Here is a 22577-nt window from a genome sequence, read left to right on the forward strand (position 1 = left end):
TCAGTTTCCCTTCACCGCCGCGACGATCTTCTTGGCGGCGTCGTCGAGGTCGTCGGCGGAAATCACGTTCAGCCCGCTCTCGTCGATGATCTTCTTGCCAAGCTCGACATTGGTGCCTTCGAGGCGCACCACCAGCGGAACCTTGAGGCCCACTTCCTTGACCGCCGCGATCACGCCCTCGGCGATGACATCGCACTTCATGATGCCGCCGAAGATGTTGACCAGGATGCCTTCGACCGCCGGGTCGGCGGTGATGATCTTGAACGCCGCCGTCACCTTCTCCTTGGAGGCGCCGCCGCCAACGTCGAGGAAGTTGGCAGGCTCGGCACCGTAGAGCTTGATGATGTCCATGGTGGCCATCGCCAGGCCGGCGCCGTTGACCATGCAGCCGATGTTGCCGTCGAGGGCGACATAGGCGAGGTCGTATTTCGACGCCTCGATCTCCTTCTCGTCCTCTTCGGTGGTGTCGCGCAGTTCGAGAATGTCCGGGTGGCGGAACAGCGCGTTGTTGTCGAACGAGACCTTGGCGTCGAGCACGCGCAACCGGCCGCTGGTCATGACGATCAGCGGATTGACCTCGAGCAGGCTCATGTCCGTCTCGACAAAGGCCTTGTAGAGGACCGGGAACAGCTTTTCGCCGTCGGCGGCCGCCTCGCCCGAGAGCTTCAGCGCTTCGTTGAGCTTGGCCACATCGGCAGCGGTCACGCCCGTATCGGGGTCGATCGCCACGGTGATGATCTTCTCCGGCGTGTCGTGCGCCACCTGCTCGATGTCCATGCCGCCTTCGGTGGAAACCACGAAGGCGACACGACCGACCGAACGGTCGACCAGGATGGAGAGGTAGAGCTCACGCGCAATGTCAGCGCCGTCCTCGATATAGAGGCGGTTGACCTGCTTGCCGGCCGGGCCGGTCTGCTGGGTCACCAGCGTGTTGCCGAGCATTTCCCTGACGTTGGCGACCACCTCGTCAATGGACTTGGACAGCCGCACGCCGCCCTTGGCGTCGGGCGACAGTTCCTTGAACTTGCCCTTGCCGCGACCGCCGGCATGGATCTGGCTCTTCACCACATAGAGCGGCCCGGGCAGCTTCCTGGCTGCGGCTTCCGCCTCGTCGGCGCTGAAGATGGCAACGCCATCGGCCACCGGCGCGCCGAATTGCTTCAGCAGCGCCTTGGCTTGATATTCATGAATGTTCATCGGCCAGCCCTTACTTGTTGCCGAGGTTCGGAGCGATCGTCACGCAGGCTTCGCAGAGCCCCTTCACCGCATCGACGGACTTCTCGAACATCTTCTGTTCGTCCTTGTTGAAGTCGAGCTCGATGATGCGCTCCACGCCGTTGGCGCCGATCACCACCGGCACGCCGACATACATGTCCTTGATGCCGTACTGGCCGCTGAGATAGGCCGCGCAGGGCAGGACGCGCTTCTTGTCCTTGAGATAGCTTTCGACCATGGCGATGGCCGAGGCGGCCGGGGCGTAGAAGGCCGAGCCGGTCTTGAGCAGGCCGACGATCTCGCCGCCGCCCTTGCGGGTGCGCTCGACGATGGCGTCCAGCTTTTCCTGGCTGGTCCAGCCCATCTTGACGAGGTCCGGCAGCGGGATGCCGGCGACGGTGGAGTAGCGCACCATCGGCACCATGTCGTCGCCGTGACCGCCAAGCGTCATGGCCGAAACGTCCTCGACCGAGACCTTGAACTCGTCGGCCAGGAAGTAGCGGAAGCGGGCGCTGTCGAGCACGCCGGCCATGCCGACGACGTGGCTCTTTGGCAGCCCCGAGAACTTCTGCAGCGCCCAGACCATGGCGTCGAGCGGGTTGGTGATGCAGATGACGAAAGCGTTGGGAGCGTATTTCTTGATGCCAGCGCCGACCTGCTCCATGACCTTCAGGTTGATGCCCAGCAGGTCATCGCGGCTCATGCCGGGTTTGCGCGGCACGCCAGCGGTGACAATGCAGACGTCCGCGCCCTCGATGCCGGCATAGTCGTTGACGCCGACATAGCTCGCGTCGAAGCCGTCGACAGGCGACGATTCAGCAATGTCCAATCCTTTGCCCTGCGGGATGCCTTCCGCAATGTCGAACAGAACGACGTCGCCAAGTTCCTTGAGACCGATCATGTGGGCGAGCGTCCCGCCGATCATGCCGGAACCGATGAGGGCTATCTTGTTGCGTGCCATGTGAGGATGTTTTCCCTTTGCTGTGTCCGGGCGCATGGTGGCGCCGGAAATGAGCGCTTAGGCCAGATTGAACAGGGGTATGTAGCCAGAAGTCCGCAGGGTGAAATAGCCTCACGGGCGCGGAAATTCAACCGATTATTTTGGCCCCAATTATTTCAATCGGTTAGATAGGTCGGGATTTACGTAAACGTCAAACTTTATCGTAAAAAATGTCTTACACTGACGCAGTTTTGCCCGCTTCTTCTGCATGCGCCGGCTTCGCCCCGTGGCGCGCCGCCCAGCCGTCCAGCCAATCGCTGCTCTGCATCTCCATCAGCCGCGAAACGGTGCGGTCGAATTCGAAGGCCTCGGTGCCCCGCTTGCCCGCGTAAAGGTGCTGGGGCGGCGCTTCGGCGCTGAGCACAAGGCGCACCTGATGGTCGTAGAGCGTGTCGATGAGCAGGATGAAGCGCTTGGCCTCGTTACGCTTGCCTTCGGCCAGTACCGGGACGTGGTCGAGAAAGATGGTCGAGTAGCGGGCCGCGATGGCGAGAAAGTCACGCGCGCCATGCGGGTGTTCGCAAAGGTCGGCAAAGGTGAAGCGCGCCGCATCCCCGGTCGCCAGCGGCACGGCGACATGCCGCCCCTTGACCGTCAGCGTGGCTGGCGCGACCGCCTGCCCCTTCGTCACCGAGTGCCAGGCCTCGTCCATCTGCCTGTCGGCTGCGAGGCCGGCGGGGGTGAGATAAACCGGCATGCGGTTCAGCTTTTCCAGGCGATAGTCCTTGTCGGCATCGAGGTCCAGCACCTGCACGTGCCGCTTCAGCACATTGATGAACGGCAGGAAGAGCCCCCGGTTGAGCCCGTCGCGATAAAGATCGTCGGGAGCGACGTTGGACGTCGCCACGAGCACCACGCCGTTGGCGAACAGCGCCGAGAACAGCCGCGACAGGATCATCGCGTCGGCGATATCGGTGACGGTGAACTCGTCGAAGCACAGGACCCAGGCTTCTTCGGCGAGCGCAGCAGCCACGGGCGGTATCGGGTCGTCCTGCTTGGTCTCGCCGTTCTTGCGCGCCAGCCGCTGCTTCTGGATCCGGTCCTGCACGTCGGCCATGAAGTCGTTGAAGTGCATGCGGCGCTTGCGACGGACCGGAACCAGTTCGAAGAACATGTCCATCAGCATGGTCTTGCCGCGACCGACATGGCCGTGGATGTAGAGCCCCTCGACATGCGCGTGGCGGTCGCGCTTCTTGCCGAACAGCCAGCCAAGCGCGCTCGATTTTTTCGCCAGCCGCTTCGCGCAGAGTTCGTCGATCAGCTGGTCCAGCGCGGCAACGATCTCTTCCTGGGCGGGATCGCGCGCAATCGCGCGGGTCTCCACCAGGTGGTCATAACGCTGCCTGACGGTGGCACGCGTCTGTATGCCGTCACGCAGATGCATCAGTCTTGTCTCGGAAGGCCAGGCGCTTCGACGGTCCTATCGAAGCGCAAAGACAGAGGTTCGTCACGCTTTATCTGCTCAGCGAGATCGGAATCCCGGTTTCGGTCTGGCCGTCGAACCTTTCGGCACCGGACGAATAGAGCCTGGCCAGCGTGCTGCCGTTCTCGTCGTAGAGCGTAAGTTGCTTGCCGGAGACGCTCCACGACTTGACGCTGTCGATGGGCGCGGGGCAGCGCAGCGGCCCGGCGCGATAGCCTTGGCCGAATTTGGTCTGCGGGGTGGCCACGCGGCAGCTCTGGCCCGCAACGGTGGCGTTCCAGACGCCGGCAACGCTGCCGGCGGTCAGCTCCGGCGCATTGGCGGAAGCCTCGGCTGCCGGCGGCAGGCCGGCCATCTGGGTGTCAGCCCCGGGCGCCGGGGGGAATTGCGAGGGGTCGACAGCTCCGGGGGCAACCGGCGGCGGAAGCGCGCCGCTCGTCACCTGGCCCGACGGCGCAGCGGTAAGCGGAGCCGGCTGCTGCCCTTCCCAGGGAGCCATGCGCGAACTCTGACACCCGCTCACCGCCAATGCCGCCAGCGAAACTGCCAAAAGGCCCGTCCTCGAAAAAATCATGCCTAACCTCCGGGGGAAACGGCCACGCCGTGCATTATCAGTCGCCCCACACACAGTATGATGTTGGCGATATTTCAACCGCATATGGTTAAAATACGGTTTGCGGCAGAGATTGTTGCAAAATTGCCGCAGCAGCGGGGTCCCGGGCGCTATCCGCCAATCCGCACACTTGGCACGAAAATATAACCGCAAGGCCCAACCAGATGGCACTCGCGCAGCCCGTGCGGTTTGTCCACGGCTCCCGAGAGTACGATGTGGTCGTGCTGGCGCGCCAAGGCTTCCGCTCGATCGGGATCGGCCCCGTAAAGCCGGATTTCCAGGCCCGCGCCCCGCGTTTCGAGGCCTGCAAGGACGCCGGCCATCGGATTGGCGCGATAGCTGTGGTCGGCATGAAGCATAAATACCGAGCCGAGCAACTGCACGGCCGCGAAATCCTCGTCTGAATAGATGAGGGTTGCGCCCAGCACGTCGCGACAGAACATCGCCATCGGCTCGATCTCGTCGACCAGCAGATTGATGCCCACTCCCATCGGCAGGGAGCGGCCGAATTCATCCGCCGCCATCCACGGTTCCTTCGTGCGCTTCTTCACCTTCCCTCTCCTTCTCGTTCGGGCACTGCCTAGCAAATTGGCGCTCCAGTCATTGGCCTTTCCGCCGGCAAATGCTTGCGCCAGCGCCCGCCATCCTTATCTTTGGCAGCGAACCGAAAACGGGCGCACCCCGCCCCAAATGGCCGGCCAGGTGGCCGAGCCCCTTCCCGCCGGCAAGGCCCGCGCCACGAATTGACGGCGGCGGCCTGCGCATCACCATGATTGGCCATGCCTCGCTGCTGATCCAGACGGCAGGCCTCAACATCCTCACCGACCCGGTATGGTCGGCGCGGGTGTCGCCACTGCGCTTTGCCGGGCCGAAGCGCGTCAGCCCGCCGGGCATAGCGTTCAGCGACCTGCCGCCGATCGACATCGTGCTGGTCAGCCATAATCATTATGACCATCTGGACCTGGCCACCTTGAAGCGCCTGCATTCCGCGCACGACCCGCTGGTCATCACCCCGCTCGGCAATGACACGATCATCCGCCGCCGCGTGCCGGAGGCTCGGGTGGCAACCGGGGACTGGGGCGACAGGTTCGAGCTGGACGGCGCGGCCATCCACGTGGAACCCGCCCATCACTGGTCGGCACGTGGAACCAAGGACCGGCGCATGGCGCTGTGGTCCGGCTTCGTCGTCGAGACCACGGCTGGCAAGATCTATTTCGCCGGCGACACCGGCTTTCACGATGGCGCGAACTACCGGCGAATAGCCGAAAAGCACGGCAGGCTGCGCCTGGCCATCCTGCCGATCGGCGCCTATGAGCCGCGCTGGTTCATGGCGCCGCACCACCAGAACCCCGACGAGGCGGTGCGTGCCATGCTGCTATGCAACGCCGCCTTCGCCGCCGGTTGCCACTGGGGCACGTTCCACCTGACCAACGAGCCGATCGAGGAGCCCCGCACGAGACTGCAGGAAGCGCTGGAGACCCATGACGTCTCGGGAGAGACCTTTCGCGCCATGCTGGCTGGCGAGGTTTGGGACATTCCTCCGGCTGCTTGAAGGGAGCGTCCCACAGGGAACGGAGTTGCCGGGTCTGCATTTCTGGATGGCAACGCACTTTTCAAAGGGAGCTTCCACAATGCCGGACACCGCCACTGCCAAAAGCCGCCGCAAAGCCCCGCTCACCACGCCCACCAGCCTGGGCGACAATGCCCGCCGCGACATTACCGGCGCGCTCAACGCACTCCTGGCTGACGTCTTTGCCCTTTATCTGAAGACCAAGAATTTCCACTGGCATGTCAGCGGGCCGCATTTCCGCGACTATCACCTGCTGTTGGACGAGCAGTCGGAACAGATCTTCGAAATGACCGACGAACTGGCCGAACGCGCCCGCAAGCTGGGCGGCACCACACTGCGCTCGATCGGCCATATTGCTCGCCTGCAGCGCATCGAGGACAACGACGCCGACTTCGTGTCGCCGCAGGACATGCTGGGCGAACTGCGCGAGGACAACGAGGCGCTGATCGCCAGCATGCGCAGCGCCCACGATCTTTGCAGCGAGGAGAACGACGTCGCCACCACGAGCCTGCTGGAAACCTTCATCGACGAGGCCGAGCGCCGCGCCTGGTTCCTGTTCGAGGCGAGCCGCAAGGCATAGGCGCCAGGGCCAAGTGGCGGCCTCGCAAAGCCCTTCTGCACTGGTAATCCGCCGTGGTTTCCGCCATATAGGCCGCAATGGAAAGCGCAGCACCCTTCGCCAAGATGAACGGACTCGGCAACGAAATCATCGTTGCCGACATGCGTAGCCGTGCCGACCGCGTGACGCCGGCGGCGGCCGTCGCCCTCAATGCCGACCCCGCGACCAGGTTTGACCAGATCATGGCCATTCATGACCCGCGCACGCCGGGCACCATGAATTACATCGAGATCATCAACTCCGACGGCAGCCGGGCGCAGGCTTGCGGCAACGGCACAAGGTGCGTGGTGCAGGCGCTGGCCGCCGAAACCGGAGAAAAGGTCTTCACCTTCGAGACGGTCGCCGGAATCCTCAATGCCGAGGAGCATGAAGACGGGTTGATCTCGGTCGACATGGGCAAGCCGCGTTTCGGCTGGCAGGACATTCCGCTTGCCGAGGAATTCCGCGACACCCGCATGATCGAGCTGCAGATCGGACCGATCGATGCGCCGGTCCTGCACTCCCCCTCGGTTGCCTCGATGGGCAACCCCCACGCCATCTTCTGGGTCGACGGCGACGTCTGGTCCTATGAGCTGGAACGCTTCGGGCCCCTGCTGGAAAACCACCCGATCTTTCCCGAGCGCGCCAACATCTCCATTGCCCAGGTCACCGCGCGCGACGCGATTTCGCTGCGCACCTGGGAGCGCGGCGCCGGCCTGACGCGCGCCTGCGGCTCGGCCGCCTGCGCGGCCGCCGTCTGCGGTGCGCGCACACGGCGCACCGACCGCAAGGTCACCGTCACCGTTCCCGGCGGCCCGCTGGTGATCGAATGGCGCGAGGACGACCACGTCGTCATGACCGGCCCTGCGGAATGGGAATTCTCTGGAACCTTCGACCCCGCCACCGGCGCGTGGCGGCGCGACCAGCAGGACGTTGCCTGATGGGTATCGACATCGTCACCTTCGGCTGCCGGCTCAACACCTACGAGTCTGAAGTGATGCGCCGCGAGGCGGAGGCCGCCGGGCTGGGCGCGCTGAAGAACGGCGCCGTCATCTTCAACACCTGCGCAGTCACGGCGGAAGCCGTGCGCCAGGCCAAGCAGTCGATCCGCAAGGCGCGGCGCGAAAACCCGGATGCGCGCATCATCGTCACCGGCTGCGCCGCCCAGACCGACCCGGATGCCTTCGCCGCCATGGGCGAGGTGGACCTCGTGCTCGGCAACGAGGAGAAGCTGAAGGCGCACAATTATCGCGCCTTGCCCGATTTCGGCGTCAACGATACCGAGAAGGCGCGCGTCAACGACATTTTCTCCGTGCGCGAGACGGCCGGCCATATGGTCGACGCCATCGAGGGCCGCGCGCGCGCCTTTGTGCAGGTGCAGAACGGCTGCGACCATCGCTGCACCTTCTGCATCATCCCTTACGGCCGCGGCAATTCGCGCTCCGTGCCCATGGGCGCGGTGGTCGATCAGGTCAAGCGCCTGACCGGCAACGGCTATGCCGAAGTGGTGCTGACCGGTGTCGATATGACGAGCTATGGCGGCGACCTGCCGGGCGCGACCAAGCTCGGCAAACTGGTGAAGACGATCCTGCGCCAGGTGCCGGACGTGCAGCGGCTGCGGCTCTCTTCCATCGATTCCATCGAGGCCGATGACGACCTCATGGACGCGATCGCCACCGAAAAACGGCTGATGCCGCACCTGCACCTCTCGCTGCAAGCGGGTGACGACATGATCCTGAAGCGCATGAAGCGGCGCCATCTGCGCGACGATTCCATCCGCTTCTGCGAGGAAGTGCGGCGGCTGCGCCCCGACATCGTCTTCGGCGCCGACATGATCGCCGGCTTCCCCACTGAAACCGAGGCGATGTTCGAGAATTCGCTGAAGATCGTGGAGGAATGCGGGCTGACCCATCTGCACGTCTTCCCGTTCAGCCCGCGTGAAGGCACCCCTGCCGCGCGCATGCCGCAGGTTGACGGGCGCGCCATCAAGGAGCGCGCAGCAAGGCTGCGCGCCGCCGGCGAGGCGGCGTATCAGCGGCATCTGGAAAAGCTCGTCGGCACCGGCCAGTCGATCCTGGTCGAGCGCGACGGGCTCGGTCGCACGGAAGGGTTCACGCTGGCGGCGATCGATGGCGGGACGCCCGGCAGCATCCTCGCCGCCACAATCACCGGCCAGGACGGCGCCCGGCTGATTGCCGCGCCCGCCGCAATGGCCGCGGCCTGAAGAAGACACGACATGGCATTCGGCTTCATCAAGAAAGTCTTTTCCTTCGGCAAGAAGCCGGGCGAGGAAGCTGCGCCGGAGGCGGAAGCTCCGATAACAGAAGCTTTGGAGCAGCTGACGCACGAAACCGAGGCGCCGGTTGAAAAGGCCCCCTCAGAAGAGGCTGTGCCTGGACCGCAGGAGCCCGCGCCGACCCCGCAGCCGGACGAGCCGGCTCCCGCCCCCACGCCTGCCGAACCCGAGCCGGCGCCGGTCGTGCCAGAGCCCGCCCCGGCCGAAATTCCCGAACCGCCCCAGGAGGTGCCGACGCAACCGGCGGAACAGCCCGGGACATCGCCTATCGAAATTCCCGGATCGGTGTTGCAGCAGCCCGAGCCGGTTTCCAAATTCATCGAGGTTCCCGCCGAGCCCAGCACGCCGCCGCAGGAACCGACGGGGGAACTGCCGCCTGCCGAGATCTTGCCACCGCTGCGCCAGCCGTCGCCGGTTGAGATTGATCCGCTGCGCGACGAGGTCGCCCCTGAGATCGCGGCGATCGAGCCTCCCGTGTCCCAGGCTGTGCAGCCGCATGCGGTAGCAGCTCTTGCCGAAGCACCGAAATCCCCGGCTTCCGGCGCGGCCGCTCTAGCGGCCGGCAAGGTCACTGTTGCCAGGAAGGTCGAAGAAAAGGCACAGCCGGCCGCGCCCGCAGCGCCCGAGCCCAGGTCCAGCTGGTTCCAGCGGCTCAGGCAGGGGCTTTCGCGCTCCTCGAAGGAGCTTTCCAGCAGCATCGCCGGCGTCTTCACCAAGCGCAAGCTGGACGAGGACACGCTGGAGGAGCTGGAGGAGGTGCTGATCCGCGCCGACCTCGGCATGGAGACGGCGATCCGCATCACCGATGCGCTCTCGTCCAGCCGCTACGGCAAGGACGTCTCCGACACCGAAGTGCGTACAATCATGGCCGAGCAGGTCGAGAAGGTGCTGAAGCCGGTCGCCATGCCGCTCGAACTCGACCTGTCGCACAAGCCGCATGTCATCCTGGTGGTGGGCGTCAACGGCACCGGCAAGACCACCACCATCGGCAAGTTGGCCGCCAAGCTGACCGAAGGCGGCCTCTCGGTGATGCTGGCCGCCGGCGACACTTTTCGCGCAGCGGCCATCGAACAGCTGAAGATCTGGGGCGAGCGCACCGGCTCGCCGGTCGTCTCCTCCAAGCTCGGCGCCGATGCCGCCGGCCTCGCCTACGACGCCTTCGAGAAGGCCAAGGCGGCAGGCTCAGACGTGCTGATCATCGACACGGCCGGCCGGCTCCAGAACAAGGCCGAACTGATGGCGGAGCTGGAGAAGATCGTGCGCGTGCTGGGCAAGCTCGATCCGGAAGCCCCGCACACGGTGCTGCAGACGGTCGACGCCACCACCGGCCAGAACGCGCTGAACCAGGTCGAGATCTTCCGCAACATCGCCGGCGTCAACGGGCTGGTGATGACCAAGCTCGACGGCACAGCGCGCGGCGGCATTCTGGTCGCCATCGCCGCCAAGCACCGCCTGCCGGTCTATTTCATCGGCGTGGGCGAGCAGGTGGACGACCTCGAACCATTTTCCGCAGGCGATTTCGCAAAAGCGATCGCTGGAGTAGCCTAGACCGGACCCCCGCCGGGGATCTGAAAGGAAACCATGACCGAACCCGTCTTCGAACGCGACCCGTCCGACCCGAAGAAGAAGGAAGTCAACCCGCTGCTAAAGCTCGCACTCGAGCTCGGGCCGCTGCTGGTGTTTTTCTTCGCCAATGCGCGCGGCGCCTGGCTGGTGGAAAAGTTCCCGGTGCTCGGCGATTTCGGCGGCCCGATCTTCGTTGCCACCGGCCTGTTCATGATCGCCACCGCCCTGGCGCTCGCCGTGTCCTGGGCGCTGATGCGCACTCTGCCGATCATGCCGCTGGTGTCGGGTATCGTCGTCTTCGTCTTCGGCGCGCTGACGCTTTGGCTGCAGGATGACATCTTCATCAAGATGAAGCCCACAATCGTCAACACGCTGTTCGGCGTCACGCTTCTGGGCGGGCTGCTGTTCGGCAAGTCGCTGCTGGGCTATATTTTCGACAGCGCCTTCCGCCTCGATGAGGAAGGCTGGAGGCTGCTTACCCTGCGCTGGGGCTTCTTCTTCCTGTTCCTGGCGGTTGCCAACGAGGTGGTGTGGCGGAATTTTTCGACCGACGCCTGGGTGGCCTTCAAGGTCTGGGGCATCATGCCCATCACACTCCTGTTCACCTTCAGCCAGATGCCGCTGATCATGCGGCACTCGCTGGACGAGCAGTTCAAGAAGTAGACCGACACTTCCAGCACTTTTGCCAAAGCGCGCCCGCGATAAGCCTCGTGGGCGCGTTGTTGTTTGGACTTCGTTAACCGGAGTTGCAGGCCATGCAATGCTGCATTGCAGCAACGCATGTTGCATTGCAGCATGATCGCGGCGATCATCGGCCCCGTGAGAGAGGAGCCGAACCGCCGCCGGAAAGCGGCGGCCCAGAAGGAGAACCCGCCATGATCTTTTCGAATGTCATCGCCCAGGCCAAGAACCGCATCGCCAAGCGCCGCCGCTACAACGCACTTGTTGCCGAGATCCAGAGCCTGACCCCGCGCGATCTCTCCGACATGAACGGCAACCGCAGCGAGATGCTCTATCAGGCCTATCGCGAAATCTACGGCTAAGGCGAGGGGCCTGGCCGCCCCTTGTGCGGATCGGTCAGGACGTCGGCGCGGCCAACGCCTTTTCGATTTCGGGCATCAGCAGCCTCTGGACGGATTGCGGCGTGACCGGCCCGACATGCTTGAACAGAACCTTGCCGTCGCGGCCGATGACAAAAGTTTCGGGCACGCCGTAGACGCCCCAGTCGATTGCCGCACGGCCGGCCGCATCGACACCGACGGCCTTGTAGGGGTTGCCGAGATCACCGAGGAAACGGCGCGCATTGTCGGGCTTGTCCTTGTAGTTCAGCCCGACCACGTCGAAGCGGTTGTCCTGCGACAGCGCCATCAGCACAGGGTGCTCCTCGCGGCAGGGCGCGCACCAGGAAGCGAAGACGTTCACCAGCGTGACCTTGCCGACGAAGGCCGAGGAATCGAGGCCCGGCATCGAAATGCCTTCCAGCGGCGGCAGTTTGGTTTCAGGGGCCATGTGGCCGATCAGCGCCGAAGGCACCGCGGAGATATCCCGGCCGGAAAGAAGCTGGCTCAGGAACACGCCCGCCAATCCGAGAAACACCAGCAGCGGCAGCAGCACCAGCAGCCGCCGGCGCGGCCTTGCCGGTTCGCCCTGGGCGCTCATTTCGACGCTCCCTTGCGGTCGGAGCGGCGGCGGGCGCCGCTTGCTTCCAGCTCGGCCATTTCGCGGCGTCTGGCGCGCTGGTCGGCAAGAATCCACGCCACCAGCCCGACGATCGCCAGCGCCGAAATGCCATAGGCAGCCGTGACATAAAGCGCATGGGCGCTCATCGAGCCCTCCTGCCGCGCGGCAATGCGCGGCATCCGCCGCACTCCGCGCTATGAGAACATGCTTTGCTCATGGCCGTTACATAGCCGCGACGATGCGGCTCCGCAATCGAATCACCTGCGACGAATTCGAGGGGACCTGATCGTGATCTCCATCAGTCCGAGCTTGATCGCAGGGCAAGCGCCGCGGCCACCGGGCCGATGACGGCCAGAAAAAGCGTCAGCGCGCACAGGATGAGGAAAGGCTGCAGGAACGGGTTCGGGTGGTTCACCGCGCCATAGCTGGCCGAGACACCGAAGATCAGCACCGGGATTACCAGCGGCAGCACCAGCACGGAAACCAGCAGGCCGCCGCGCGGCAGCGCCACCGCGACCGCCGCGCCCGCGGCCCCGATGAAGGTGATGGCCGGCGTGCCGACCAGAAGCGTCAGCGCAGCCGCACCGATGCCCAGCGGCTCCATGTTCATGAACAGTCCGAGCAGCGGGGCAGCCACCACCAGCGGCAGCACGCTTGCGGTCCAATGGGCCAGGCATTTGACGAAGACGGTGAAGGCCAGCAGATGCCGGTCGTGGTTGAGGAGCAGGAGGTCGAGCGAGCCGTCCTCGCGGTCGGCCTGGAACAGACGGTCGAGGCCGAGCAGCGAGGCCAGCAACGCGCCGACCCACAGAATCGCCGGGCCGATGCGCGCCAGCAGATTGAGATCGGGACCGACGCCGAAAGGGATGGTGGCGATGACGGCGAGGAAGAACAGCACGCCGGTCAGCGCACCGCCGCCGGCGCGGATGCCGAGCCTGACATCGCGGAGGTAGAGCGCAAACATCAGCGTCCCCCCATCCTGAGTTCCTGCACGCCTTCCAGCCCGAGCGGCAGGTGAGTCGCGGCCACGATGATCCCGCCTCCAAGAAGATGCGTGCGCATCAATCCGGAAAACTGCGCCTCCGAACGCTTGTCCAGCCCCGAAGTCGGCTCGTCGAGCAGCCACACCGGGCGATGGCTGACCAGAAGCTTGGCGATGGAAACGCGCCGTCTCTGCCCGGTGGAGAGATAGCCGAAGGGTAGGTGGCCGATCGTTTCCAGCTCCACCATCTCCAGCGCCTCGATGACGGAAAGGTGCGGCCGCCCGAAAAAGGCCTGCCAGAAGGCGAGGTTTTCGGAAACCGAAAGTGCTGTCTTCATCGCGTTCTCGGGCCCGAGATAGTGGCACGCAGACGAAACGGAGGGGAAATCCTCGCCGCCGTCCTCAAGCGCCAAATGCCCGGCGGCGAGCGGCAGAAGCCCGGCCACGATACGCAGCAGCGTCGACTTGCCGGCGCCGTTCGGGCCGGTGACGACGAGGCCGCCACCCTCGCCCAGCGTGAAGCCGAGGCCGGAAAAGATCGCTTCGCCGCCGCGCCGCCCCTCGATATTTTCGGCGATCAGCCGCATCGGTTCCTCATGCTTCCTGATGGCCCCCGCGGCCGATGTGCATTGCAGCAAATTTGCCTTTATCGCTCTAGAACTATTCTAGAAAATTCTCTATATGCCAGCCAACCATGCCAGCGGTCGGCGTGGTATTAGAATTAGCGCCGAGCCAGCTGCCCTGCCGCCTTCAAACGGCCGGAACGCTCGGGAGCGGACAGCGGAAATGGCCGTACCCGCACCTTTGCGCGTGATTTGCATGCCACAGGAGTCCGTTCCCGCTCAGGCAGAACGACCAGGATGGGATCGCAAATGTCCAAATCTCTCGACAGCTTCAATTGCCGCAGGACGCTTCAGGCGGGCGGGGCGGAATATGTCTATTACAGCCTGCCCGAGGCCGAAAAGAACGGCCTGGCTGGCATTTCCAAGCTTCCCTATTCGATGAAGGTGCTTCTCGAGAATCTTCTTCGCAACGAGGACGGACGATCCGTCACCAAGGAAAGCATCCAGGCGGTTGCCAGCTGGCTGACCGACAAGGGCACCGCCGGCGTCGAGATCGCCTATCGCCCGGCCCGCGTTCTGATGCAGGACTTTACCGGCGTTCCGGCCGTAGTCGACCTTGCCGCGATGCGCGACGGCATCAAGAACCTCGGCGGCGACCCCGAGAAGATCAACCCGCTGGTGCCGGTCGACCTGGTCATCGACCACTCCGTCATCGTCGACGAGTTCGGCACGCCCCGCGCCTTTGCCCGCAACGTCGAGCTCGAATATGAGCGCAACGAAGAGCGCTACAAGTTCCTGAAGTGGGGCCAGCAGGCGTTCCGCAACTTCCGTGTCGTGCCGCCCGGCACCGGCATCTGCCACCAGGTGAACCTCGAATATCTCGCCCAGACGGTGTGGACCAACACCGAGGACGGCGTGACCACGGCCTATCCGGACACCTGCGTCGGCACTGATTCGCACACCACCATGGTCAATGGTCTCGGCGTGCTGGGCTGGGGCGTGGGCGGCATCGAGGCTGAAGCCGCCATGCTCGGCCAGCCGGTTTCCATGCTGCTGCCGGAGGTGATCGGCTTCCGCCTCACCGGCAAGCTCAAGGAAGGCGTCACCGCCACCGACCTGGTGCTCACCGTCACCCAGATGCTGCGCAAGAAGGGCGTGGTGGGCAAGTTCGTCGAGTTCTTCGGTCCCGGCCTCTCCAACATGACGCTGGCCGACCGCGCAACCATCGGCAACATGGCTCCCGAATATGGCGCGACATGCGGCTTCTTCCCGGTCGATTCGGAGACCGTGCGCTATCTCACCATGTCCGGCCGCGCCGAAGACCGCATCGCGCTGGTCGAGGCCTATTCCCAGGCCCAGGGCATGTGGCGCGACACCTCTTCGGCTGACCCGGTCTTCACGGACACGCTCGAGCTCGACCTTGGCGAGGTGGTGCCCTCCATGGCCGGCCCGAAGCGCCCCGAGGGCCGCGCCGCGCTGGAGACCATCCCAGCCGGCTTCACCATGGCGATGGAGACCGAGTACAAGAAGACGTCCGAGATCGCCAAGCGCTATGCAGTGGAAGGCACGGACCACGATCTCGGCCACGGCGACGTGGTGATCGCGGCGATCACCTCCTGCACCAACACCTCGAACCCGAGCGTGCTGATCGGCGCGGGCCTGCTTGCCCGCAACGCCAATCGCCTCGGCCTCAAGCAGCAGCCCTGGGTCAAGACCTCGCTGGCTCCCGGATCGCAGGTCGTTGCCGAATATCTGGAAAAGTCGGGCCTGCAGAAGGAGCTCGACCAGATCGGCTTCAATCTCGTCGGCTTCGGCTGCACCACCTGCATCGGCAACTCCGGCCCGCTGCCGGCGCCGATTTCCAAGACCATCAACGACAAGGGCCTGATCGCGGCCGCCGTGCTTTCCGGCAACCGCAACTTCGAAGGCCGCGTCTCGCCTGACGTGCAGGCCAACTACCTTGCCTCGCCGCCGCTGGTGGTCGCCTATGCGCTCGCCGGAACCGTCACCAAGGACCTCACCACCGAGCCGATCGGCGAGGGCAAGGACGGCAAGCCGGTGTTCCTCAAGGACATCTGGCCTTCCACCCAGGAGATCGACGAGTTCATCGCCAAGAACGTCACCCGCGAGCTGTTCGCCCGCAAATATGCCGACGTTTTCAAGGGCGACGAGAACTGGCAGAAGGTGCAGGCACCGAGCGGCCAGACCTACACCTGGGACGATGCCTCGACCTATGTGCAGAACCCGCCCTATTTCGCGGGCATGGGGCTGAAGCCCGGCGCGATCAGCGACATCAAGGGTGCGCGCGTGCTCGGCCTGTTCGGCGACAAGATCACCACCGACCACATCTCGCCGGCCGGTTCGATCAAGGCGGCCTCGCCGGCCGGCAAGTACCTCACCGACAACGGCGTGGCGGTTGCCGACTTCAACCAGTACGGCACGCGCCGCGGCAACCATGAGGTGATGATGCGCGGCACCTTCGCCAACATCCGTATCCGCAACCACATGCTGGGCGAGAACGGGCGCGAAGGCGGCTACACCATCCACTATCCGTCCAAGGAAGAGATGCCGATCTACGACGCGGCCATGCAGTATCGCCAGGAAGGCGTGCCGCTGGTCATCTTCGCCGGCATCGAGTACGGCAACGGCTCCTCGCGCGACTGGGCGGCCAAGGGCACCAACCTGCTCGGCGTGCGCGCGGTGATCGCCCAGTCCTTCGAGCGCATCCACCGCTCGAACCTGGTCGGCATGGGCGTCATCCCCTTCGTGTTCGAGGAAGGTACCTCCTGGGCCACCCTCGGCCTCAAGGGCGACGAGACCGTGACGATCGACGGCCTGGAAAACATCCGCCCGCGCCAGAAGATGATCGCCAAGGTCACCTTCGCGGATGGCACGGTGAAGGATGTTCCGATCCTGTGCCGCATCGATACGGTGGACGAGCTCGACTACTTCAAGAACGGCGGCATCCTGCAATACGTTCTGCGCGACCTGGCCGCCTGACGCCGGAACGCAACCGCAACATCGAAACCGCCGGTGCCAGCACCGGCGGTTTTTTATTGGGCTGCCGAAAGTGGCCGCGGTAATCCCTGACACATGTCACCGCAACGTGACTTCACGTTTGAGCCGCCATCTGGCTATTCTTCCGGCGGAGGAAGGGCAGGCACACTGCCAGACGCTGTCTTTTGGAACGGTCATGACATTTGGTTATGTATTTCGGGTGGCACTTGTGCTGCTGGCGCTGCCCCTGTTGGGCGAGGAGGCCACGGCGGGCGAAAGCGCGCGGCCGCGAGGCGTCATCGAGCTGTTCACCAGCCAGGGCTGCGCAACCTGCCCCCCGGCCGACAAGATCTTCGAAAAACTGGCCAACAGCACCGACCTTGTCGCGATCGCCTATCATGTCGACTATTGGGATTATCTCGGCTGGCGCGACACACTGAGCAATTCGGAAAGCACCGATCGCCAATATTCCTATATGCGCGCATTCGGCGCCCGATCGGTCTACACGCCGCAGGCCGTTATCAATGGGCGCGTGCATGTGAACGGGGGCAAGCGCAGCGAAATCGACGCGGCATTTCGGCAACTGAACAGCTCGGGCGAGGGGCTTAGCGTGGACGTCAGCGTTCGCCACCACGGCGACAGCCTGATAATCAACGCCGGCCCGGCGCAGGGAATCGCCCCCAAGGCCTATGTGATGCTGGTCTTTTTCGCGCCGCCACAGGCGGTGCGCATGAAGGAAGGCGAGAACGAAGGCAGGGTCATCACCTACTGGAACTCCGTGACCAATGTGCAGGCCGCCGGGGTCTGGCGCGGCGAGGCGACGACCTACGAGGTGCCAGCCCGGAACATTCCCGAAAGTGGCGGTTGCGCGGTACTGCTCCAAGCCGTCGGCAAGGACGGAGTGCCTGGCCCTGTTCTCGGCGCCGCATCCTATCGCAAGCTCGAGGCCCAGCCCCGGGGATAGGCCGCTGCAAAAAACCGGCACCCATAAAACGCAGGCGCCGGCTGGAGTTTAGGGGATCGTCGTACCCGGGGTTCAAGGAAGAGAACCGAGGTTGGTTCGATCCGACGCTGGCCCGTGGGCGGGGGGCTTGGGGTTTACAGGCCGGTGCCGGACCGAACCGTCTCAGGCAACGTTGATAAGTTTGTCCGACAATGGGGCGCGAACGCGGGTAAAAAACGGCGGAATTATGGCGCTGAATCACCATTGAAAACACGCTGTACCCGTTCGTGAGCGCCGGCTTCGGCGGGGCAGCATGCCGAAGGCTGCGGCGCCAGGCTTTATCTACCGAAATGCCTGCCGAAGCGGCGCACTTTAGCCGGCTGCGGGCTTGCAATTGCTGCGCGAAAGCGCAACCTTGGTCGTTGCCAAACTGTCATGGGAAGCGCGCCGGATGTCGAAACGCGGAACCGCAGGGGAGGGTGGGGAAGAAATAGGAATATTGATTCCCTTTCCCGAGGCACGGCGCGAAACGCGCGCCCAGAACGTTTCATTCGAAAGACGCGAGCTCGACCAGATCCTCAGGGTTTACGGCCGCATGGTCGCCGCCAACGAATGGCGCGACTATGCGATCGACCACCTGAACGATCGCGCCGTGTTCTCGGTGTTCCGCCGGACCAGCGAAACGCCCTTGTACCAGATCGTGAAGGACCCGCAGCTTGCGCGCAAGCAGGGGGCGTTCAGCGTGGTCGCCGCCGGAGGTCTCGTCGTAAAGCGTGGGCACGAGCTGGCCCGCGTGCTCGGAGTGTTCGACAAGAAGCTCCGGGTGATCCACCAGGCCTGAGCAGGCCGAGGCTGCGGGCGGCTGGCTCAGCCCTGCGGCGGCCCCATGCGGGCGGGCAGCGAAGCCGGATCGGGCGAAACGGAAGAACCGCCGTTCAGCGCAAGCTGCATGAACACCGTGTCCAGCCAGCGGCCGTGCTTGTAGCCTGACCCTTCCAGCATGCCCGAGTGGCGGAAGCCAAGCCTCTCGTGCAGCCGCACCGAGGCACTCTCCGGCGAGCCATCGCCGATGACCGCGACGACCTGGCGGAAGCCCAGTGCTTCCGTCTCGGCCACGAGACGCTCCAGCAGCAGGCTTCCTATCCCCTGTCCCTTGGCCTCGGGGGCGACATAGATAGAATCCTCGACGATGAAACGGTAGGCCGGGCGCTGCCGGAACGGCCCGGCATAGGCAAAGCCAAGGATCGCCCCGTCGCGCACCGCGACCAGATAGGGATAGCCGGGATCGCGAAGTGCTGCGAAGCGCAGTTCCATTTCCCCGCGCGACGGCGGCTCCAACTCGTAGCTGGCCGTGCCGTGCAAGACCGCGTCGGCATAGATTGCGGTGATGGCATCGAGATCGTCTTCCTCTGCCGACCGGATTTCAATTCTGCTCATTTTTTAGGCACCATGACATTGATGCCCGATTTTAAGCGGCAAGCCGGCCAAAAGAAAAGGGCGGCCTTTTAGGCCGCCCCGATCTTGTTTCTGATCCAGCCGTTTCCGGCCTGCGCCTCGCGCCCCACTTATTCGCGGTTGCCGAGGAACTGCAGCAGGAAGGTGAACAGGTTGATGAAGTCGAGGTAGAGCCTCAGCGCGCCCATGATGGCCTTGCGGCCGGCGACCAGCACGTCGTCGCCCTCGAAATACATTTCCTTGATGCTCTGCGTGTCGTAGGCGGTCAGGCCGGCAAACACCAGCACGCCGATGCCCGAGATGGCGAACTGTAGCGCCGAGGACTGCAGGAACAGGTTGACCAGCATGGCGATGATCAGGCCGAACAGGCCCATCACCATGAAGGTGCCCATGGCGCTCAGGTCGCGGCGTGTCGTGTAGCCCCACAGCGACAGTGCGCCGAAGGCGGCGGCGGTGATGAAGAAGGTCTGGACGATGCTCTGCGCCGTGAAGACCAGGAAGATCGACGACAGCGACAGGCCCATCAGGGCCGAAAACACCCAAAACGCCGTCTGCGCGCCCGAAACCGTCATGGTCTGGATGCGCGCGCTCAGGAAGAACACCATGCCGAGCGGCGCCAGCATGACCAGCCACTTCAGCGGCGAGCCATAGAGCGCCACGCCGGCGCTGGTCAGCATCTTGCCGTTGGCCAACGTCGCCACGGCCGTTGCCGGGTCATTCGTCGTTGTCATCATCATCGTAGCCAGGGCGGCTACGCCGGTGATTGCGAGGCCAAGCGCCATAAGGTTGTAGACCTTGAGCATATAGGCGCGCAGGCCCTCGTCGATGACACCGGCGGTGCGGACGCCCGCTGGCGCTGCCCGTGTCTGATAGTTGCGAAGGTCAGCCATTGATTTCCTCTGTTGCTTCTGCCCCGTCCGGTGTCGGGTTCTCACGAGCCCAGGCGCCGCTGGCGGGACTCCAGCATGCCTGCTGGCAAATATGATGATTCTTTTGGGCAAGAACAAGACCCGTTACAGCACGCAATGCAACGTGATTGTCCTGAAAAGCTTCGGAAAATTGTTTCATGAACCAGATTTAATGTGCGCCGGGCCGCAGCACCGCCGCTCGTCTCTCCGTTAGAGATTGCGCAGCACCGGGGCCGCCTTGTGGCCAAGCACGTGCCAGGTTCCCAGCAATCCCATCCCGACGGTGACCGCAAGCGCGATCAAAAGCGTGGCCACCGCGACCTCGGGCTGGAAGGACGAAGGCAGCTTCATGATCCGTGCGACAACAAACCACGCCGCAACGCCGCCCGCCGCGAGCGCGAAAACAGCGGTCGCAAGCCCGATCAGCATGTATTCGAGCGAGAAGGCGGCAATCAGCGTACGGCGTGTGGCGCCCAGCGTCTTCAGCACCACCGCGTCGTGGATCCGGGCGCGGTTGCCGGCGGCAAGCGCCCCCGCCAGCACCAGCACAGAAGCGATCAGCGCCACGCTGGCGGCGACCCGTATCGCCGTGCCGAGCTGGCCGACGAGATGGTTGACCACCTCCAGCGCGTCCTTGACGCGAACGCTGGTGACCGCCGGGAAAGCGCGGGTGACGGCGTTGAGGATGCGGGCCTCCTCGCCGACATCCGTATCCCTGGTGGTCAGCGTCGCCAGCCAGGAATGCGGCGCGCCGGCGAATGTATTGGGCGAAAACACCATGACGAAGTTGATGCCCATCGATTCCCACTTCACCTCGCGGAAGTTGGCGATCTTGGCCGTGACATTGCGGCCGAGCACATTCACGGTCACCGTATCGCCGAGCTTGAGGCCGAGTTCGCCCGCCTCCTGCGCGGCGAAGGAAACCAGCGGCTCGCCCTGATAGTCCTGCGGCCACCAGATGCCGGCCGACAGCGTCGAGTTTTCGGGAAGGTTCTTCGTGTAGCTGAGGCCGCGGTCGCCGCGCAGCACCCAGGCGCCGGCCGGGGGCACCTGCAGCTTCTGCACGTCGACGCCGTTCAACGCCATGACGCGGCCGCGCAGCATGGGCACCCGCACGAGCTTTCCGTCGGGCGCCTCCTTGCCAAGCAGCGCGGCGAAGGCGTCGACCTCGCTTGGCTGGATGTCGACGAAGAAGAAGTTGGGTGCTTCCTTCGGCAGGCTGCCCGCGATCTGGCGGCGCAGGTCGCCGTCGATCAGCGCCAGCGTCACCAGCAGCGTCAGGCCGAGCCCGAGCGACAGCACCACTGACGGGGTCAAAGCGCCTGGGCGGTGGATGTTGCCGATTGCCAGGCGAAGTGCTGTCGAGCGCACGCGCGGGCTTCTGCGGGCGATCCACTGCACAGCCATGCCGACGCCGTGCAGCACCACGAAGGCGAACACCATCGCGCCGAGGAAGGTCGCGGCGATGCGCCGATCGCCGGAAAACCAGATCGCCAGAGCGGCCAGCAACGCAGCCAGCGCCAGGGCCGCCGCGACATAGGGCAGGCGGGGCAGGCCGCCGCTGCCAAAGCCCATCTCGCGAAAAAGCGCAGTTGCCGGCACGCCGCGTGCGTGGCCAAGCGGAAGCAGCGCAAAGGCCAGCGTCACCAGGAAGCCGAACAAGGCGGCAATCGCCAGCGCGCCGGGATAGATGCCGCCCTCGGCCGGCACCGGAATGACCGAAGACAGCGCCGCGTTCGCCGCCAGCGGCATCAACGCGCCGACCACCAAGCCGACCGCAACGCCGATGGCGGCGATCATCAGTATCTGCACCAGATAGACCGCGAAGACGCAGCCGCCGGAGGCTCCGAGGCTCTTGAATGTGGCAATCACGCCGCGCTTGCCATCCAGATAGGCCCGAACGGCATTGGCAACGCCGACGCCCCCGACCACCAGCGCGGTGAGCCCGACCAGCGTGAGGAACTGCGAGAAGCGCTCGATGTTGGTCGAAAGCGCCGGTGCGGCGTTGGTGCGCGTGCGGATGCTCCAGCCGGCCTGCGGAAATTCATCGCCAGCCTGCTGGCGGATGTCGGCAATCCGTGCCTCGCTGCTGCCAGTGGGCAGGCGCAGCTTGTAGGCATATTCGACCAGGCTGCCGGGCTGTACCAGGCCGGATGCCCGCATGCCCTCGATTGAAACCATCAGCCGCGGCGCAAAGCCAAAACCTTCCGAGATCGCGTCCGGCTCGCTGGCGATCTTGGCACGAAGCTGGAAGGTGGCGGTTCCAAGCCTGATGCGGTCGCCGGGTTTCAGGCCCAGGCGCTCGAACAGCAGGTCGGATGCAATGGCGCCGAACGCCCCATCCCTTTCAGCGAAAAGCTCGTCGCGCGGTAGCGCCGGATCGGTCTTCAGCGCACCGAACAGCGGGTAGGCGGCATCCACCGCCTTGACCTCGGCCAGGGACTGGTCCGAACCGTTCTCCAGCCGCGCCATGGAGCGCATGTTGATGCTTTCCGAAACCGTGCCCAGCCCGCGCAGGAAGCCGGCCTCCTCGGCACTCGCCTCGCGCTGGTTGAGCTGAAAGCGCATGTCGCCGCCCAGAAGCACCTGGCCCTGGTTGGCGACGCCGGCGGTGATCGAGCGCGCCACAGAATTGACGCCGCCTATGGCAGCAACCCCCAGCGTGATGCAGGTGAGAAAGATCAGGAAGCCGGAGAGCCCGCCGCGCATCTCGCGCAGCGAAAAGCGGATGGCCAGCCGAAGGGTTTGCGAAAGCGGCATCGGCAGGC

22 protein-coding genes and 1 pseudogene are annotated in these 22577 nt (G+C 64.7%); 10 read left to right on the forward strand and 13 right to left on the reverse strand.

The genetic code is table 11. The features are described from left to right. From sucC to ABLE86_RS09330, 5 genes are all read right to left on the reverse strand, one after another. Positions 1–1197, reverse strand: coding sequence for an ADP-forming succinate--CoA ligase subunit beta (sucC, locus tag ABLE86_RS09310; RefSeq protein ID WP_348778672.1), 1197 nt, complete (start codon positions 1195–1197; stop codon positions 1–3). A 10-nt stretch (positions 1198–1207) separates the two neighbouring features. Further along, positions 1208–2176, reverse strand: coding sequence for a malate dehydrogenase (gene mdh / locus ABLE86_RS09315; RefSeq protein ID WP_348778673.1), 969 nt, complete (start codon positions 2174–2176; stop codon positions 1208–1210). 214 nt (positions 2177–2390) lie between these two features. Next, positions 2391–3599 (reverse strand): cell division protein ZapE, encoded by a 1209-nt coding sequence (zapE, locus tag ABLE86_RS09320; protein WP_348778674.1) that lies wholly within the window; start codon positions 3597–3599, stop codon positions 2391–2393. 70 nt (positions 3600–3669) lie between these two features. Beyond that, the gene (locus ABLE86_RS09325; RefSeq protein WP_348778675.1) at positions 3670–4212 is read right to left on the reverse strand and encodes an AprI/Inh family metalloprotease inhibitor; all 543 of its coding nucleotides are present in this window, start codon (positions 4210–4212) and stop codon (positions 3670–3672) included. Positions 4213–4361: 149 nt separating this feature from the next. After that, a complete protein-coding gene (locus tag ABLE86_RS09330; protein ID WP_348778676.1) occupies positions 4362–4775 on the reverse strand; it encodes a hypothetical protein in 414 nt (137 codons plus the stop codon). Positions 4776–4933: 158 nt separating this feature from the next. On the opposite strand from ABLE86_RS09330, the pseudogene ABLE86_RS09335 reads away from it, so the two are divergent. The 7 genes and pseudogenes from ABLE86_RS09335 to ABLE86_RS09365 all read left to right on the forward strand — a co-directional run. Then, a pseudogene (locus ABLE86_RS09335) lies at positions 4934–5803 on the forward strand (MBL fold metallo-hydrolase); the annotation flags it as partial. 79 nt (positions 5804–5882) lie between these two features. Then, positions 5883–6401 (forward strand): DNA starvation/stationary phase protection protein, encoded by a 519-nt coding sequence (locus ABLE86_RS09340; RefSeq protein WP_348778677.1) that lies wholly within the window; start codon positions 5883–5885, stop codon positions 6399–6401. Between the two features lie 77 nt (positions 6402–6478). Then, positions 6479–7360: a diaminopimelate epimerase gene (dapF, locus tag ABLE86_RS09345; RefSeq protein WP_348778678.1), complete on the forward strand. Its 882-nt coding sequence runs from the start codon at positions 6479–6481 to the stop codon at positions 7358–7360. Further along, positions 7360–8643, forward strand: coding sequence for a tRNA (N(6)-L-threonylcarbamoyladenosine(37)-C(2))-methylthiotransferase MtaB (gene mtaB / locus ABLE86_RS09350; RefSeq protein ID WP_348778679.1), 1284 nt, complete (start codon positions 7360–7362; stop codon positions 8641–8643). Before dapF ends, mtaB begins: the two co-directional genes overlap by 1 nt. 12 nt (positions 8644–8655) lie before the next feature. Further along, positions 8656–10263: a signal recognition particle-docking protein FtsY gene (ftsY, locus tag ABLE86_RS09355; protein ID WP_348778680.1), complete on the forward strand. Its 1608-nt coding sequence runs from the start codon at positions 8656–8658 to the stop codon at positions 10261–10263. Positions 10264–10296: 33 nt separating this feature from the next. Beyond that, a complete protein-coding gene (locus ABLE86_RS09360; protein WP_348778681.1) occupies positions 10297–10944 on the forward strand; it encodes a septation protein A in 648 nt (215 codons plus the stop codon). A gap of 212 nt (positions 10945–11156) precedes the next feature. Then, positions 11157–11324: a hypothetical protein gene (locus ABLE86_RS09365; protein WP_348778682.1), complete on the forward strand. Its 168-nt coding sequence runs from the start codon at positions 11157–11159 to the stop codon at positions 11322–11324. Positions 11325–11358: 34 nt separating this feature from the next. On the opposite strand, the gene ABLE86_RS09370 is transcribed toward ABLE86_RS09365, so the two are convergent. From ABLE86_RS09370 to ccmA, 4 genes are all read right to left on the reverse strand, one after another. Then, on the reverse strand, positions 11359–11940 hold the full coding sequence (locus tag ABLE86_RS09370) for a DsbE family thiol:disulfide interchange protein (RefSeq protein WP_348778683.1): 582 nt from the start codon (positions 11938–11940) through the stop codon (positions 11359–11361). Further along, the gene (gene ccmD / locus ABLE86_RS09375) at positions 11937–12107 is read right to left on the reverse strand and encodes a heme exporter protein CcmD (protein ID WP_348779201.1); all 171 of its coding nucleotides are present in this window, start codon (positions 12105–12107) and stop codon (positions 11937–11939) included. The genes ABLE86_RS09370 and ccmD overlap by 4 nt, the downstream gene beginning before the upstream one ends. A 152-nt stretch (positions 12108–12259) precedes the next feature. After that, positions 12260–12925: a heme exporter protein CcmB gene (gene ccmB, locus ABLE86_RS09380; protein WP_348778684.1), complete on the reverse strand. Its 666-nt coding sequence runs from the start codon at positions 12923–12925 to the stop codon at positions 12260–12262. Next, positions 12925–13530, reverse strand: a complete 606-nt coding sequence (gene ccmA / locus ABLE86_RS09385; RefSeq protein ID WP_348778685.1) for a heme ABC exporter ATP-binding protein CcmA — start codon at positions 13528–13530, stop codon at positions 12925–12927. Before ccmA ends, ccmB begins: the two co-directional genes overlap by 1 nt. 285 nt (positions 13531–13815) lie before the next feature. Between ccmA and acnA the strand changes: the two genes are divergently transcribed. From acnA to ABLE86_RS09400, 3 genes are all read left to right on the forward strand, one after another. Beyond that, positions 13816–16506 carry an aconitate hydratase AcnA gene (gene acnA, locus ABLE86_RS09390; RefSeq protein ID WP_348778686.1) on the forward strand — a complete coding sequence of 897 codons (2691 nt, stop codon included), beginning with the start codon at positions 13816–13818 and terminating at the stop codon, positions 16504–16506. Between the two features lie 193 nt (positions 16507–16699). Beyond that, entirely contained in the window at positions 16700–17467 is a 768-nt protein-coding gene (locus tag ABLE86_RS09395) for a DUF1223 domain-containing protein (RefSeq protein ID WP_348778687.1), read from the forward strand. A gap of 430 nt (positions 17468–17897) precedes the next feature. Continuing rightward, complete coding sequence (locus ABLE86_RS09400; protein WP_348779202.1) at positions 17898–18287, forward strand: DUF2794 domain-containing protein; 390 nt, start codon at positions 17898–17900, stop codon at positions 18285–18287. Between the two features lie 26 nt (positions 18288–18313). Here ABLE86_RS09400 and ABLE86_RS09405 read toward each other — a convergent pair whose 3' ends face one another. The 4 genes from ABLE86_RS09405 to ABLE86_RS09420 all read right to left on the reverse strand — a co-directional run bounded on the left by ABLE86_RS09405 (position 18314) and on the right by ABLE86_RS09420 (position 22569). Further along, positions 18314–18883, reverse strand: a complete 570-nt coding sequence (locus tag ABLE86_RS09405; protein WP_348778688.1) for an N-acetyltransferase family protein — start codon at positions 18881–18883, stop codon at positions 18314–18316. A gap of 128 nt (positions 18884–19011) precedes the next feature. Then, a complete protein-coding gene (locus ABLE86_RS09410; RefSeq protein WP_348778689.1) occupies positions 19012–19791 on the reverse strand; it encodes a Bax inhibitor-1/YccA family protein in 780 nt (259 codons plus the stop codon). Continuing rightward, a complete protein-coding gene (locus tag ABLE86_RS09415) occupies positions 19784–19969 on the reverse strand; it encodes a hypothetical protein (RefSeq protein WP_348778690.1) in 186 nt (61 codons plus the stop codon). Before ABLE86_RS09415 ends, ABLE86_RS09410 begins: the two co-directional genes overlap by 8 nt. A 50-nt stretch (positions 19970–20019) precedes the next feature. Then, a complete protein-coding gene (locus ABLE86_RS09420; RefSeq protein WP_348778691.1) occupies positions 20020–22569 on the reverse strand; it encodes an ABC transporter permease in 2550 nt (849 codons plus the stop codon). Positions 22570–22577 lie beyond the last annotated feature (8 nt).

The organism is Mesorhizobium sp. KR2-14, from assembly GCF_040049255.1.
Classification (GTDB): Bacteria; Pseudomonadota; Alphaproteobacteria; order Rhizobiales; family Rhizobiaceae; genus Pseudaminobacter.

Coding starts and splice junctions, on each gene's coding strand:
- ccmD (WP_348779201.1), bottom strand. CDS start 12,107: ATGAGCGCCCATGCGCTTTATGTCACGGCTGCCTATGGCATTTCGGCG.
- sucC (WP_348778672.1), bottom strand. CDS start 1,197: ATGAACATTCATGAATATCAAGCCAAGGCGCTGCTGAAGCAATTCGGC.
- ABLE86_RS09410 (WP_348778689.1), bottom strand. CDS start 19,791: ATGGCTGACCTTCGCAACTATCAGACACGGGCAGCGCCAGCGGGCGTC.
- mtaB (WP_348778679.1), top strand. CDS start 7,360: ATGGGTATCGACATCGTCACCTTCGGCTGCCGGCTCAACACCTACGAG.
- ABLE86_RS09395 (WP_348778687.1), top strand. CDS start 16,700: ATGACATTTGGTTATGTATTTCGGGTGGCACTTGTGCTGCTGGCGCTG.
- ABLE86_RS09340 (WP_348778677.1), top strand. CDS start 5,883: ATGCCGGACACCGCCACTGCCAAAAGCCGCCGCAAAGCCCCGCTCACC.
- ABLE86_RS09330 (WP_348778676.1), bottom strand. CDS start 4,775: ATGGCGGCGGATGAATTCGGCCGCTCCCTGCCGATGGGAGTGGGCATC.
- ftsY (WP_348778680.1), top strand. CDS start 8,656: ATGGCATTCGGCTTCATCAAGAAAGTCTTTTCCTTCGGCAAGAAGCCG.
- ABLE86_RS09405 (WP_348778688.1), bottom strand. CDS start 18,883: ATGAGCAGAATTGAAATCCGGTCGGCAGAGGAAGACGATCTCGATGCC.
- ABLE86_RS09400 (WP_348779202.1), top strand. CDS start 17,898: ATGTCGAAACGCGGAACCGCAGGGGAGGGTGGGGAAGAAATAGGAATA.
- zapE (WP_348778674.1), bottom strand. CDS start 3,599: ATGCATCTGCGTGACGGCATACAGACGCGTGCCACCGTCAGGCAGCGT.
- ABLE86_RS09415 (WP_348778690.1), bottom strand. CDS start 19,969: ATGAAACAATTTTCCGAAGCTTTTCAGGACAATCACGTTGCATTGCGT.
- ABLE86_RS09360 (WP_348778681.1), top strand. CDS start 10,297: ATGACCGAACCCGTCTTCGAACGCGACCCGTCCGACCCGAAGAAGAAG.
- acnA (WP_348778686.1), top strand. CDS start 13,816: ATGTCCAAATCTCTCGACAGCTTCAATTGCCGCAGGACGCTTCAGGCG.
- ABLE86_RS09420 (WP_348778691.1), bottom strand. CDS start 22,569: ATGCCGCTTTCGCAAACCCTTCGGCTGGCCATCCGCTTTTCGCTGCGC.
- ABLE86_RS09370 (WP_348778683.1), bottom strand. CDS start 11,940: ATGAGCGCCCAGGGCGAACCGGCAAGGCCGCGCCGGCGGCTGCTGGTG.
- mdh (WP_348778673.1), bottom strand. CDS start 2,176: ATGGCACGCAACAAGATAGCCCTCATCGGTTCCGGCATGATCGGCGGG.
- ccmB (WP_348778684.1), bottom strand. CDS start 12,925: ATGTTTGCGCTCTACCTCCGCGATGTCAGGCTCGGCATCCGCGCCGGC.
- ABLE86_RS09325 (WP_348778675.1), bottom strand. CDS start 4,212: ATGATTTTTTCGAGGACGGGCCTTTTGGCAGTTTCGCTGGCGGCATTG.
- ABLE86_RS09365 (WP_348778682.1), top strand. CDS start 11,157: ATGATCTTTTCGAATGTCATCGCCCAGGCCAAGAACCGCATCGCCAAG.
- dapF (WP_348778678.1), top strand. CDS start 6,479: ATGGAAAGCGCAGCACCCTTCGCCAAGATGAACGGACTCGGCAACGAA.
- ccmA (WP_348778685.1), bottom strand. CDS start 13,530: ATGCGGCTGATCGCCGAAAATATCGAGGGGCGGCGCGGCGGCGAAGCG.